Genomic DNA, 13748 nt, shown 5'->3' with positions numbered 1-13748 from the left:
CCAGAATCTATGCGCGATGCAAATGAAATCCCAGCACAATAGCGTGAATAGCCATCTATACTGCCGCTGTGTTAAACTTTACACCATTAAGGTCTAAAAGATAGTGCGACAAAACCGCATATTATCGAATTAAAGACGCTATCCAAATAAGTACGTAGGTATTACACGCATGCTCGAGAATATTCGCATTATTTTAGTTAACACGTCTCACACGGGAAACATCGGCTCGACAGCAAGAGCTATGAAGACCATGGGGCTGAGCAGCTTATATCTTGTCGACCCAGTAAATGAGCCAGACGGCCAAGCCAGTGCATTGGCGGCAGGGGCTGGCGATGTGCTTGCTAACGCGAAAATTGTAAGCACGCTGGAAGAGGCAGTTAAAGACTGTGGCTTGGTAGTAGGGACGTCTGCACGCTCTCGCACGCATTCATGGCCTATGTTGGGCCCGCGCGACTGCGGCGAGAAGCTGGTCCAAGAAGTAGAAAAGTACCCAGTAGCCTTGGTTTTTGGCCGTGAAAATAGTGGTTTGACGAATGAAGAATTGCAGCAATGTCACTTCCATATGTGCATTCCAGCTAACCCTGAATATAGCTCGCTTAACCTAGCGGCTGCAGTTCAAACACTGTGTTATGAAATTCGCATGGCGTATTTAAATCGCGAAACATATCCAAGTGTTGAGGAAGAATATCCACTGAATGACGATTTAGAGCGTTTTTATACACATTTGGAAACCACGCTGGAAGGCACGTCGTTCATTCGCAAAAGCCACCCAGGTGTGGTTATGACTAAGCTGCGCCGCTTGTTTAACCGAGCGCGCCCTGAGTCTCAAGAGCTTAATATATTACGCGGTATATTGGCGTCTATCGATAAATCGGTGAAGAATGCTAATTCAGGCGATGCAGACCCTGCACCAGCGATAGAAGAAAAAGAGTAAACACTATGTTCGCCCGTATAAAAGATGATATTCAAGGTGTTTTTCATCGCGACCCAGCGGCCAGAAACACCTTTGAAGTGCTAACCAACTATCCTGGACTTCATGCAGTGTGGCTGCATCGAATTAGTCACAAATTGTGGAAGGCAGAATGGAAATGGTTGGCACGTACTTTATCAACATTTAGTCGTTGGCTTACGGGCATTGAAATTCATCCAGGGGCAACGTTGGGACGCCGGGTGTTTATCGACCACGGTATGGGCGTAGTTATCGGTGAAACCGCAGAAATTGGCAATGACGTTACTCTATACCATGGGGTGACTCTTGGCGGTACTAGCTGGAAAGCGGGTAAGCGCCATCCAACCCTTAAAAAAGGTGCAGTTGTCGGCGCTGGCGCCAAAGTGTTGGGGCCTATTGTTATTGGTGAAAATGCCAAAGTAGGGTCTAATTCGGTCGTGGTAAAGGACATTCCTGACGGTGCTACCGCGGTTGGAATTCCTGGCCGCGTTATTATTTCCAAGCAACAAGATGCAAGTGCTACCGTTAACCCGCAAAGAGACAAAATTGCGCAAAAATATGGGTTCGATGCCTACGCCGTAGCGCCAGATAACCCTGACCCGGTAGCCAATGCTATGGGCATCATGCTTGAACACATGCACCAAATGGACACCAAAGTGGAAGAGATGTGCAAGGTTATTCAATCTTTGGGCGGTGAAGTATGCACGGACAACTTGCATAACATTAGCGCTGAAGATTTCGCTGAAACGGGTTTCGACCTAACGGAAACCCAAGAGCGAGAGAGGGCGCATTCTTCTTTCGATCCTGCGATATAAGAACTGGCTGTAGGCAGCGTAGCGCTCTAATTTAACTGCAACTGGTTAACTGTGCCAATAAAAATAGCAAGCGACGTATCAATAACATCGTCGATGTTGGCTTGATATTGGCTGTTTACCCATACCATTGCACTATTAATTAAGCTGCCTGTTAGCGCTGCACCAACAAACTGCATTTGCGTATCAGATAGTTGTTTTTTGGCAGGCAAAGACGAAGTTAAATAAGACATCATCAAAGCGGCAAAATCTGCTGAGCAACGACTATAAAGCCGGTCAACGCGTTCACTTACGCCTAATACTTCGGCGTGCGTGATTCGGGCAAACTTTGGGTCAGACATAGCTCGATAAAAGCATTCTAGCCCAGGACGGATGCGCTGCGACGGCTCGCTATTTTCTCTTGCTTTTTCAAGCACCTCTTTTAATTGATGACGAAAATCATCCATCAGTTTCTCGTAGCAGGCTACGAGCAAATCTTCTAAGTTCGAGAACGACTCATAGAAATAACGGTTTGTTAACTCTGTTTGTGCCGTCAGCATACGCATTGTTGTAGACTGAAATCCAACAGTGCCAAACAGTAAAATACCTGCTTCAATAAATCGCTGGCGGCGCAGCACAATTCTCTCGGACATTGAGATGCCTGAATACGTGCGCTCTGTTGATGCTTCGGATGTTAAAGAATTATTTTTCATAGTCAGCATATTATGCATTGACGGCTCGGTTGCAACAACATATATTAAAGTGACAACGCTTGTTATCACTTTGAGGTTTGCATGCAAAACACAGTGCCATTTTTAGATGTATTGATTGTCGGAGCAGGTATTTCAGGTATCGGCTGCGCTTATCACTTGCAAAGTAAGTGTTCGGATTTGACCTACTCCATAATCGAAGCTCGTGCAGATCTGGGAGGGACCTGGGATCTATTCAAATACCCCGGTATTCGTTCAGATTCAGACTTGTTCACGTTTGGGTACGACTTCAAGCCTTGGAAAGAAAAGAAAGCTATTGCTGACGGTAGCTCCATCAAGGCATACATCGAGCAAACAGCAAATGAGAATGGCATCAGAGAAAAAATACGTTTTTTAACACGCGTTGTTGAGCTAAATTGGCAAAGTGATAAGCAGTATTGGTTAGTGACCTTACGCTCAGAAGAAACTGGGCATACTGAAAAAGTCGCAGCCAGATGGGTTTTTAATGCATCGGGTTATTATCGTTATGACAAAGGGTATACACCTGAGTTTAACGGACAGTCGAGTTTTTCAGGTGACATCATACATCCCCAGCAATGGCCCGAAAACTTAGAATATGAAGGTAAGCGCGTAGTTGTAATAGGAAGTGGCGCTACTGCTGTCACATTAGTACCTTCAATGGCAAAAGCGGCTTCTCACGTAACCATGCTGCAACGAACGCCCTCGTACGTATTGCCCGTTCCAACACAAGACCCTATAGCGAAGCATTTAAGACCTCTAGTCGGCGATAATTTAGCTTTCAAAGCTGCTCGGCGATTTAATATTGCGAAGCAGCGTTGGGTATATGCTTTTTGCCAACGCTTTCCTAATCGCGCTCGAAAAATTATACGTGATTTGAATGCTAAAATGCTGCCTGAAGGATTTCCGGTTGATACGCACTTCAACCCCCCTTATAACCCATGGGAGCAGAGACTCTGCGCAGTGCCGGGAGGAGACCTGTTCAAAGCGTTATCAAATGGTAGTGCATCGGTAGTAACAGACAATATTAAAAACTTCACAGAAACAGGTATTCAACTTGAATCTGGGGAACATATTGATACAGATATAATAGTTACTGCTACGGGACTTAATCTGCTGCCACTAGGGGGGCTCGTTCCGAAAATAGATGGAAAGGCAGTATCGCTTCCTCAGTGTGTTACATACAAAGGGATGTTACTAAGTGGCGTGCCTAACTTTTCTATTGCAGTAGGGTACACATCCTCTTCGTGGACTTTGAAAATCGGTCTTCTGTGTGAGCATTTTACGCGGTTATTGAATCATATGAAGCAGCACGATTATTTACAATGTACGCCTATTGCAGACCCAAAAATGGAAACACAGCCGTTGCTAAATTTCGGTGCAGGATATATTCAACGCTCAATCGAGCAGTTACCGCGTCAGGGGACCCATTTCCCTTGGTCGATGTCTTGGAACTATGCAGAGGATGTAAAAATATTTCGTAAAGGTAAGGTGGACGATCCTGCCTTGGTGTTTGAGAGGAGCCTTGAGATAAAAAATACTGCCGAGGTGGCACTATGAGTCTAGCCTCACACCAAGAACAATTTATTACGCTGAAGAATGGGGATACGTTTTGCTACGCGGAGCATGGTAACGACACACAAGGTACAATTTTGCTTATTGCGGGCCTTGGGCTGCAATTAGTGTACTGGCCAAGCGCCTTAATAGAGCGGTTGGTGACTAGCGGTTACCGAGTGATTTGCTTTGATAACCGTGATGCGGGACGTTCAGTTCGAAGTACGACTCCACACCCAAGTTTGCTTCAACAGTTACGAGGAAAAGCGCCAAAAGGGGCATATGGGTTAGACCGTATGGCAGAAGACACTGCGCAGCTTTTGGAAGGACTAAACATCAACAGTGCACATGTAGTTGGTATGTCGATGGGGGGAATGATTGCGCAAACACTGGCAAGCACTTACCCAGATGTTGTTGATTCAATGACCTCTATATTTTCAACTACTGGAAGTAGAAAGGTTGGCCAACCCTCTTACTCTACGTTATGGCGAATTGCCAGAGCGAAGGCCCCGAATAGTGAAAATGACGCGATTATAAATTATCGCGCCATGATGACTCATATAGGCGATATCAATGCAGAAGGGGCGATAAGTCAATGGCAGCAGTATGCAAAGCTTGCGTGGCATCGAAACGGTTCTAAAAGTGACTCAAAAGCTGTATTTCGTCAAATTGGCGCCATTATGAAATCAGGTGATCGTACTCGATTACTCAACAAAGTGTCAGCCCCTACATTGGTCATTCATGGTGATGTTGATCGCATGGTGCACCCAAGTGGCGGTGTTGCAACAGCAAATGCTATTTCTGGAGCAAAGCACCAAGTGTTACGTGGCCTACGTCACCAAATAGATACGATACAGTCTCATCGAATAGCCGACAGTATATTAGGCCATATAAAATTACACACGGGGCATAAACATGAAGCTTAAAGGAAGTGTCGTAGTTTTAACTGGTGCCGCAAGTGGAATTGGTAGAGCATTAGCTATTCAGCTATGTGCATCGGGGTGCAACTTAGCGCTCGTTGATCGCGATGAGGGGGGATTGAAAGAAACAGTTTCGTACTTACCTTCTCACAGTCAGAGAGTAACCTTGCACATTTGTGATCTGTCTATAGCCGAAGATGTGAAATCGCTGCCAAATGATATTCTCACAAAACACAATTCTATCGATGTGCTGATAAATAATGCAGGAGTAGCACTTGGAGGTAGTTTTGAACAAGTTAGCGAAACAGATTTTAACTGGCTAATGAAAATTAACTTTGATGCTCCAGTTTCACTTATTCGCGCTATATTACCGATTATGCGCAAAGTCGGTAGTCCCACAAAAATAGTCAATATTTCAAGTCTTTTCGGGCTAATTTCGCCACCTGGGCAGGCTGCATATAGTGCTAGTAAGTTCGCTATTCGCGGTTTTAGTAATGCCCTTAGATATGAATTGAGAGATACAAATGTAAGCGTTTTAGTCGTGCATCCAGGTGGCATTGCCACGTCGATTGCTGATAATGCTAAAGCGCCTGCAAGTGCCAGTGACGCTGAAATATTTCGCCAGCGCAGGATGATGAACGCATTTCTTAAGTTCCCACCTCAAAAAGCGGCGAGTGTGATTATAAGAGCTATTGAAAATGATAAGTCCCGCTTGCTCATAGGGCTCGATGCAAAAATTTTGTCGTTTATCGAACGGTTGATGCCAGTATCTTATTGGAGCGTGATTGGAAAACTGATGAAACGATAATGTTTAAACCCTCTTCGTTAAACCGGTTTGGTTATCACTAAGCTGCGCCGTTTGATTAACCGAGCACGGCCTGAGTCTAAAGAGCTTAATATATTACGCGGTATATTGGCGTCTTTCGATAAATTGATGTAAAAGCCCATCCCACTGAATATTTGGGATGGGTATGCTTTGTTATTGGTTCTGAAGTTTTTTCAAAACGTTATGATGGCATTGCGCGAAGCGTTCTGAATGCTTCTCCGACATGCTCACTAATAAAATGGCGAGTGTACTCGCTAAAAAGCCAGGAATAAGTTCATAAACATCACTAGTGCTAAGTCCAAACCCTAGCGATACGTTCAAATTCGACCACAAGATAGCTGTTAAACCTCCGCATACAATACCTGCAATAGCGCCGTTTTTAGTCATTTTATCCCAATAAAGGCTGATAAGGATCAAAGGGCCAAACGCCGCACCAAAGCCTGCCCATGCGTTTCCTACCAATGATAGCACGCTGTTACTTCTATCTTGTGCAAGCAAAAGTGCGATGAAAGCTACTCCTACTACCGAAAGTCGTGCAACGATGACTCGTTCTTTTTGACTCGCTTTTTTTCTAATGAAAGCGTAGTAAACGTCTTCTGTTATCGAACTCGATGACACTAATAGCTGAGAAGAAATCGTACTCATTATCGCAGAGAGGATAGCCGCCAATAAAAAGCCCGTGATCCAAGGGTGAAAAAGCGTGGTAGACATCACGATAAATATTGTTTCAGAATCCGCTATGGTAAGCCCATTAGCCGCGGCGAAAGCAGCGCCCGTTAACCCTACACCGATTGTCCCTAGTGTAACGGTCAACATCCAACTCATGCCTATTCGTCTAGCTGCAACCAGGTCTTTCAATCCACGGATTGCCATAAAGCGCACTATGATATGTGGCTGACCAAAATAACCAAGCCCCCAAGCCATGGCTGAAACAACAGTAATAAGGGCAGTATCTTGAAAGGAGAGTAGGGAGGGTTGCAGGCTTTGTAACTGGGTTATCGTTGTGTTTATACCTCCTATTTCTAAAACCGCTACCACAGGCACCAAAACTAATGCAACCAACATAATACAACCTTGCACGAAGTCAGTAACACTAACCGCGGTAAAGCCACCGAATGTGCTATACGAAACCACAACTAACGCTGTGAGGTAGATTCCTGTCTCGTAGCTTAAACCAAATGAAGATTCAAACAGCTTGCCACCTGCAACTAAACCGGATGTGGTGTATATGGCGAAAAATACAATGATGACGGCGGCACACAATACGCGAATTATGCGACTGTTATCGTTAAATCGACGTTCTAAGTATTCAGGTATTGTCACGGCATCATCAAGTTGTTCTGTATACACGCGTAGCCTAGGGGCGAGTAGCCTGTAATTTAAATAGGCGCCGATGGTCAATCCGATGGCCATCCATATACCATTTATTCCGACTAAAAATATGAGTCCAGGAAGACCCATCAAAATCCATCCGCTCATGTCAGATGCACCCGCGGACAGTGCTGTCACCGCGGGGCCAAGTTGACGTCCGCCAAGCATGAAGCCCGATACGTCATTTTTTGTAGAAAAGTATCCGTAAGCACCAATTCCTAATAGCACAATAAAATAAAGTGCCAACGATAGATAAACACTATCTAGCATAATTCTCTCTTCTTTTTAGTATGATCAAATAGGGGCTCTGGAAACGAGCCCCTATGCTATATAGGTATGATTAGAAGTTTGCCGATAGTCTCAAGTAGTAACTACCACCACCAAGTCCAGCAGGGTGGTTAAGCGGATATATAGCGCCTAGGAAGCCGCCATCTCTACCCGTAAAACCTGCGGTTTCCCATTCGTCAGGGAACTCGTCAAACAGGTTTTTGGCACCTACTGCAACAGACATATTCTCATTAATGTCGTAGGCTAATTCAGCATCGACAACAAACATACTGGGTGTTACAACCGGCAGCGTTTCATCATTGAAGAGTGACTCATACACTTCACCGTAGTAGTTTACGCGAACAAGTGCGTTAAATGGTTCGAAGCTATGATCAACAGTAAAGGTTGTGCGATAGTCAGGCAAGGCGTCTTCTACTTCACGAGCCCTTGCATCTGATACGGTTTCACCTCGATTGGTCACTTCGGTGTCGGTGTAATTCACTGCCAATGTGAACTTTGTAGATGAGTTGTCCCAGTTGATAGGGTAGTTTGCAACCACATCTACACCTGATGTTTCGGTATCGAAGTCATTAACAAAGAACGAGATTTGGCTTACGGTAGCTGCCTCAGCTATGCCACCTGCGACTAACTGGTCGCGCTGTTCTGGTGTGAGTTCACGAGTAACTTGTGCAATTCTATCGTCAACTTTTATATTGAAGTAATCAACGGTCAACGATAGGTCACCTAAAGATGTGGTAAAACCTAAACTCACGTTGCGAGCGTCTTCAGGCCCTAACTGACCTCCACCAAATAGCGCCGCAAATGGACTTGTAGTCGAAACAACTAATAGCTCTTCTAACTGTCCATTATTAAAGTTAGTCGCTGCTCTTTGTAAGTTAGACTGTCCAACACTAGGGGCCCTGAAGCCGGTGCTTACTGCCCCACGTATTGCGAAGTCATCATTAACCATATAACGAGCGGTTAACTTTCCATTCGTGGTAGTACCAAAATCACTGTAGTCTTCGTATCTAATTGCAAGGCCAAGTAGCAAGTCATCGGTAACATCCGCTTCAAAATCTACGTATGCACTTGAACTATTTCTAGAGAAATCTCCAGAGATGCTTGGATTGAAGCCTTGGAAGCCGTTAGAGCCTACTGAAAAGCCTTGTGAAACAAATTCACCGGCCGTATAAGAAGCCTCGTCTCCAGGAGTTATTTCAAACGATTCATCATGATACTGAAGACCGAAGGCAACGTTTAAATCTGATGCGAATGCAGCAACTTCAACAACTTTTGAGAAATCTGCGTTGAAAACGGTTTCATTCTCAATTTGCGCGCCTAAGTAGAATTCAGTAGGAGAAGCAGAACCTAACGATGCGTTAACGGTATTGTAAATTTCATAAGACAAATTATTTTCGCCGTTAACCACACTTACGTCGTAAGTTAAACCGCTATCGAATTCACCTTTAAACCCAAGCGCTATACTGTAGTCCTCTACACTTCCCCCAAAACGAGGCGTAAATCCACCAGGGAACCATGAAAAGAATGAAAAGCAGTTATCGCCAGCACCATTTACAAAGTTCTGTGCATCGTCAAAGCTGGTCGTTGGAAGAGGTCCTGTAGGACAGCCTTCACCGGTAGAGTCGGCAAAAAGTGCGTCTGAACCGCTAGCGAAAACGCCTTGTCTGTTAGTTGGATTACGGTAGTAAAAGCTACCATCGACGTCACGAGTCGCGTAGTTTGCAAAGCCATAAGCTTGCACGTATTCATTGATATCATAGCCGCTATTTATAAAAAATTTGTAATCGTCAGAGACTTCGGGGGCACCCCACACAACCACAGGGTTTTGAATAGGAAAACCTGCAGCATCTAACGCAGTTGCGCCGCTATTGGTCCCTTCGCCATCCTGAATGCCTCGGCTAGTTGGGCCTGAATCTTTTGCTTGAAATGAAGCGACCAAGAAGCCGTCGTCACCCAAATGGAATCCATAGGCACCTGAAACCTCAAACGTTTCGCCATCGTTGTAGTATGACTTACCATACTGAGCAGTAATCATTCTTGTTTCAGGATCATCTTCAAGTGCATAGTTGATTACGCCCGCGATTGCATCAGAACCATATTGCGCAGCCGCACCATCTCTTAAGATTTCTACGCGTTTTAGTGCCGCACCAAACAATGGCGTTACGTCTACACCTTGCGCTCCACGGTTAACACCAGAAACAAGTTCGCCTACTACCGCACCGCGATGACGACGCTTACCATTCACTAATACAAGGGTTTGGTCCGCTGCAAGTGAGCGAAGGTTTACTGGGCGCACCATACTTGCTGCGTCAGATATAGGTTCTCTGCTTGCGTTTAAGGAGGGGACAACAGCTGTTAGTGCGTCAATAGCATTAGTACTGCCCTGACGCATTAATTCTTGAGAATCCACAATGTCTATTGGACTTGGCGTTTCCATCGCCGAGCGTGCTTGCGCTCTCCTTGAACCCAATACGGCTATTTGTTCATAGTCAGCTGCGTCATCTGCTGCCTCTTCGGTTTGCGCGTATGCCTGTGCAGAAAGGTAAGCTGTCGAAGATAACGCTATAGCAATCGACAGCGGTAAGAACTTTCTTTTGTTGAAGTTATAGTTCATTTTATTTCCTCTACTTGTTGTTTGTTGTTTGTTGTTTGTTGTTTTCTTAATTGTTTTAGTTTTAGGTTAGCAGGCAATCGCTAGTAGCGATGCGTTCCCTCCTGCTGCAGTTGTGTTAATACAGACGTGTCGTTCAAAGGTGCAGCATTTTTGAACGTCTTCTGGCGAAGTTGTGAGTGATAGTATTGCTCCTTCTCGTAGTGATAATGCTTTTCTTATTTCTCTTAATCGATTTTTTTCGCTGTGAGTAACTACCCCGTAGAAGCCACTCAATTTAGTTAAATCGTTTGCTGAAAGAGTGCCATCAATAGCGTTGGCACCTTTTGCGCCTTTACAGATAATAAGAGGTATCGCCCCAGCTTGTTTCACCGCTTGAGACTGACGAACCGCTTCATCGAAATGTTCTCCAAGACACAAAATAACGCCCTTGCCGAATTCTCTAAGTACATTCAATTCGCCTGTAGGTCCTGGCATAGTGGTTTCGTTAAGTATGTGACGATTGTGAGTTTGGCCGAGGCTGTTAATCTTGTTTTGGACGACGTCAAAGACGAGTGTTTCTTTATCAATGTCGTGAGACGCCAAATTCAGCATGGTAGATTCAGACTTAATGAATTTACTTAGGTAATGTGGTCCACCTGCTTTTGGTCCTGTACCGGAGAGGTTCTCTCCGCCGAAAGGTTGTGAGCCAACGATGGCACCAACCTGATCGCGGTTCACGTAGATATTGCCAACGTTTAGGCTTGATACGAGTTTTTCTACGCGAGAATCGATTCTGCTGTGAATGCCAAAAGTTAAGCCGTAACCACTTGCGTTTACGCGCTCTACTATTTGGCCAATGTGCTTTGCTTTAAACTTTGCAACATGTAAGACAGGACCAAAAATCTCAGTCTCAAGTGCATCAACTCCTGATGTTTCTATAACAGTAGGTGGTATAAAGTAACCATCATTTGGCACTTTACCTTCAAATGACACAGCAATGTTGTCTGCGTTTTCGTTTATATAAGTACTTATGGTGTTCAGCGCTTGTTCGCTAATTACAGGTCCAATATCCGTGTCTAAATGCCAAGGGTCAGCAACTTTTAATTCATTAATTGCACCGCGTAGCATTGATAAAAAGCTTAGGTAAATATCTTCCTGAATATAGAGCATGCGTAACGCTGAGCAGCGTTGGCCAGCAGATTGAAACGCAGAGCGCACCACGTCTTTTACTGCTTGCTCTAAAAGCGCGGTAGAGTCTACGATCATGCAATTAAGACCGCCCGTCTCGGCAATTAACGGCGCGTCAGGGGCGCAATGCTCAGCCATGTTGCGGTTGATGCGTTGCGCGGTGAGCGTTGAGCCTGTGAAACATACACCGTCGATTTTCGGAGAAGCTGTTAACGTATTTCCGACCGTAGCTCCTTCTCCTGGAACCAGTTGAAATACGTCACGTGGTACACCCGCTTGATAGAGTAACTTTGTGGCAAACCAAGCGGAAATCGTTGTCGTTTCGGCAGGTTTTGCTACAACACCATTTCCACTCGCCAGAGCGGCGGCAACTTGGCCGATAAAGATAGCGAGCGGAAAGTTCCAAGGAGAAACACAAGCAAAAATACCACATGGTTTCGATGTTTTTTGGTTTATCGCTTCCGCCGCATAGTAGCGTAAGAAGTCTACTGCTTCGCGAATTTCAGCGACCGCATCAAACGCATTTTTTCCCGCCTCGCGACAGAGTATGGCAAAAATTTCTCCGCTGTTTTGTTCGAGTAAGTCCGCGGCCCGATTAAGAATTGCACCCCTGGAGCGTACGCCTTGTTCTCTCCAAATGCGGGCACTATCAATGGCTCTGAGCACATCAGACTCATCTGCAAAGACAACTGAACCAATCGCGTCATTATGATTAGCAGGGTTTACGACTTCAAATGATGTCTTGTGAGAAACGTCATGGTTTACCAGTGGGGTAGCCTGCCATTGCGTATTCGAAAATTGGTATCGCAATTCATTGAATGCATCTTGGTCTACTGGCTGAAAGAGATCGAATCCTTTAGAGTTTTTGCGATGTCCACCAAAAATGGCCTCAGGCATAGCAATAACCGATGGCTTAGGGCTCTGAACTTGAGTGAGTGGGTACTGGGTGACTTGTGTTACGGGTACCGATTTATCGACAATCTGATTGACGAAAGATGAATTTGCGCCATTTTCCAGTAGTCGACGCACTAGGTATGCAAGCAGATCTCTGTGTTTACCTACTGGTGCATAGATTCGGCATTTTAGTTGCTCTTTTGATAAAAGGTGGCGGTAGAGACTTTCGCCCATACCGTGAAGACGTTGAAACTCAAAACCCTTTGTATCATCTGTCATTTGTAAAATGGCGGCGACAGTACATGCATTATGTGTTGCAAACTGAGGGTAAATTACCTGTCGCATATCTAAAAGTTTTTTAGCACAGCATAAATATGACGTGTCGGTTGCCGCTTTAGAGGTGTAAACCGGGAAGTTTTTAACGCCATTTACTTGCGCTTTCTTAATCTCCGCATCCCAATAAGCACCCTTAACAAGTCTTACTGTTATTTTGCGAGATAGTCGGGTTGAAAGTTCAAATAGCCAATCTAAAACGTGTGGAGCTGCTTTATTATAGGCTTGAACCACAACACCGAAGCCGTCCCACCCTTCTAAGCTAACATCACTTAATACGTCTTGAATAACCTCAAGCGACAGATCAAGTCGATCAGATTCTTCAGCGTCTATGTTTAGCCCTAAATTGCCAGACTTGGCAAGTTGAGCGAGCTCCAGCACCTTTGGTGTAAGTTCTTCTAGAACGCGATCTTTGTTTATAGATTCATAACGGGGATGAAGAGCCGAAAGTTTTATTGATATGCCCGCGTTTTGATGTATGTCGCAATTTTTAGGCTGCTTGAGCAGGTGTTCAATCGCATTTTTGTATTCAGCAAAATAGCGCTCAGCGTCGTGTTGCGTCAACGCAGCTTCACCCAACATATCATAAGAATAACCAAAGCCAGCTTTAACATTCGCTTGCCCGCGCTTCACTGCTGATGAAATAGATTCGCCTAATACAAACTGATGCCCAAGCTCTTTCATTGCCATTTTTACGGCAACACGAATAGTAGGCGCACCAAGGCGCTTAACAAGTGGCTTAACTTTTTTGGTAATGCGTTTCTGCTCGTTGTTGCTGAGTACTTTCCCAGTTAGCATTAACCCCCAGGTTGCCGCATTAACTAAAGACGAACTAGACTGGCCTAGATGCTTATCCCATTCGGAAGAGGCTATTTTATCTTCGATTAATTCCTCGGCAGTAAAACCATCTGGCACCCGCAGTAATGCTTCAGCCAAACACATCAGAGCGATACCTTCATCCGTTGAAAGACCATACTTTGCTAAGAAGGTCTCCATTAAGCTCGGCTTAACATCATTGCGAAGGTGATGAACAAGCTTTTGTGCATACTCTTTTGTCAGCTCTTTATGGGCTAAAGGCAAAGATAGCTGGTCAACAAGCTTCTTTATCACAACGGATTCGTCTTCTCTGATTGCGTTGTTGATGTCAGTTCTCGAATGTAGTTTGCATACGTCAAGCATACAGTTAGGTCTCGTTAAAGTGATTAAAGTCTGAGCATGATTCTACGCTCTGAGGTGTGGTTTTATTTCCTTAAATTAATCGATTAAGTATGGTTATGCGGCTTTTTTATTGCTATTTTTAGGTTGTTTTGGCT

At 44.8% G+C, this 13748-nt stretch carries 9 protein-coding genes and 1 pseudogene; 6 read left to right on the top strand and 4 right to left on the bottom strand.

What is annotated here, in order from left to right:
• Positions 1–169: 169 nt before the first annotated feature.
• Together trmJ and cysE are read left to right on the top strand one after the other, a co-directional pair.
• Positions 170–934: a tRNA (cytosine(32)/uridine(32)-2'-O)-methyltransferase TrmJ gene (gene trmJ / locus ACXAGV_RS00695; protein ID WP_014950182.1), complete on the top strand. Its 765-nt coding sequence runs from the start codon at positions 170–172 to the stop codon at positions 932–934.
• Positions 935–939: 5 nt separating this feature from the next.
• Entirely contained in the window at positions 940–1764 is an 825-nt protein-coding gene (gene cysE / locus ACXAGV_RS00690) for a serine O-acetyltransferase (protein WP_474870973.1), read from the top strand.
• Between the two features lie 26 nt (positions 1765–1790).
• Here cysE and ACXAGV_RS00685 read toward each other — a convergent pair whose 3' ends face one another.
• The gene (locus ACXAGV_RS00685) at positions 1791–2393 is read right to left on the bottom strand and encodes a TetR/AcrR family transcriptional regulator (protein ID WP_474870971.1); all 603 of its coding nucleotides are present in this window, start codon (positions 2391–2393) and stop codon (positions 1791–1793) included.
• 141 nt (positions 2394–2534) lie between these two features.
• Between ACXAGV_RS00685 and ACXAGV_RS00680 the strand changes: the two genes are divergently transcribed.
• From ACXAGV_RS00680 to ACXAGV_RS00665, 4 genes and pseudogenes are all read left to right on the top strand, one after another.
• Complete coding sequence (locus tag ACXAGV_RS00680) at positions 2535–4028, top strand: flavin-containing monooxygenase (RefSeq protein ID WP_474870969.1); 1494 nt, start codon at positions 2535–2537, stop codon at positions 4026–4028.
• Positions 4025–4948, top strand: coding sequence for an alpha/beta fold hydrolase (locus ACXAGV_RS00675; RefSeq protein WP_474870967.1), 924 nt, complete (start codon positions 4025–4027; stop codon positions 4946–4948). Before ACXAGV_RS00680 ends, ACXAGV_RS00675 begins: the two co-directional genes overlap by 4 nt.
• On the top strand, positions 4938–5750 hold the full coding sequence (locus tag ACXAGV_RS00670) for an SDR family NAD(P)-dependent oxidoreductase (protein ID WP_474870965.1): 813 nt from the start codon (positions 4938–4940) through the stop codon (positions 5748–5750). The genes ACXAGV_RS00675 and ACXAGV_RS00670 overlap by 11 nt, the downstream gene beginning before the upstream one ends.
• A gap of 24 nt (positions 5751–5774) precedes the next feature.
• Positions 5775–5882 (top strand): annotated as a pseudogene (locus ACXAGV_RS00665) (tRNA (cytosine(32)/uridine(32)-2'-O)-methyltransferase TrmJ); the annotation flags it as partial.
• 39 nt (positions 5883–5921) lie between these two features.
• On the opposite strand, the gene putP reads toward ACXAGV_RS00665, so the two are convergent.
• From putP to putA, 3 genes are all read right to left on the bottom strand, one after another.
• A complete protein-coding gene (putP, locus tag ACXAGV_RS00660; protein ID WP_474870963.1) occupies positions 5922–7409 on the bottom strand; it encodes a sodium/proline symporter PutP in 1488 nt (495 codons plus the stop codon).
• A 70-nt stretch (positions 7410–7479) separates the two neighbouring features.
• Complete coding sequence (locus ACXAGV_RS00655; protein ID WP_474870961.1) at positions 7480–10041, bottom strand: TonB-dependent receptor plug domain-containing protein; 2562 nt, start codon at positions 10039–10041, stop codon at positions 7480–7482.
• Between the two features lie 66 nt (positions 10042–10107).
• Positions 10108–13614, bottom strand: coding sequence for a bifunctional proline dehydrogenase/L-glutamate gamma-semialdehyde dehydrogenase PutA (gene putA, locus ACXAGV_RS00650; RefSeq protein WP_474870959.1), 3507 nt, complete (start codon positions 13612–13614; stop codon positions 10108–10110).
• Between the last annotated feature and the right edge of the window lie 134 nt (positions 13615–13748).

It is taken from the genome of Alteromonas sp. ABH4_453 (assembly GCF_056160665.1).
Note: the sequence above shows the minus strand (reverse complement) of the source record. Positions and strands in the feature narration are given on the sequence as shown.

Bases quoted from the DNA above. Each gene is read 5' to 3' on its own strand.
- trmJ (WP_014950182.1), top strand. From the start codon at position 170: ATGCTCGAGAATATTCGCATTATTTTAGTTAACACGTCTCACACGGGA.
- cysE (WP_474870973.1), top strand. From the start codon at position 940: ATGTTCGCCCGTATAAAAGATGATATTCAAGGTGTTTTTCATCGCGAC.
- ACXAGV_RS00685 (WP_474870971.1), bottom strand. From the start codon at position 2,393: ATGTCCGAGAGAATTGTGCTGCGCCGCCAGCGATTTATTGAAGCAGGT.
- ACXAGV_RS00680 (WP_474870969.1), top strand. From the start codon at position 2,535: ATGCAAAACACAGTGCCATTTTTAGATGTATTGATTGTCGGAGCAGGT.
- ACXAGV_RS00675 (WP_474870967.1), top strand. From the start codon at position 4,025: ATGAGTCTAGCCTCACACCAAGAACAATTTATTACGCTGAAGAATGGG.
- ACXAGV_RS00670 (WP_474870965.1), top strand. From the start codon at position 4,938: ATGAAGCTTAAAGGAAGTGTCGTAGTTTTAACTGGTGCCGCAAGTGGA.
- putP (WP_474870963.1), bottom strand. From the start codon at position 7,409: ATGCTAGATAGTGTTTATCTATCGTTGGCACTTTATTTTATTGTGCTA.
- ACXAGV_RS00655 (WP_474870961.1), bottom strand. From the start codon at position 10,041: ATGAACTATAACTTCAACAAAAGAAAGTTCTTACCGCTGTCGATTGCT.
- putA (WP_474870959.1), bottom strand. From the start codon at position 13,614: ATGCTTGACGTATGCAAACTACATTCGAGAACTGACATCAACAACGCA.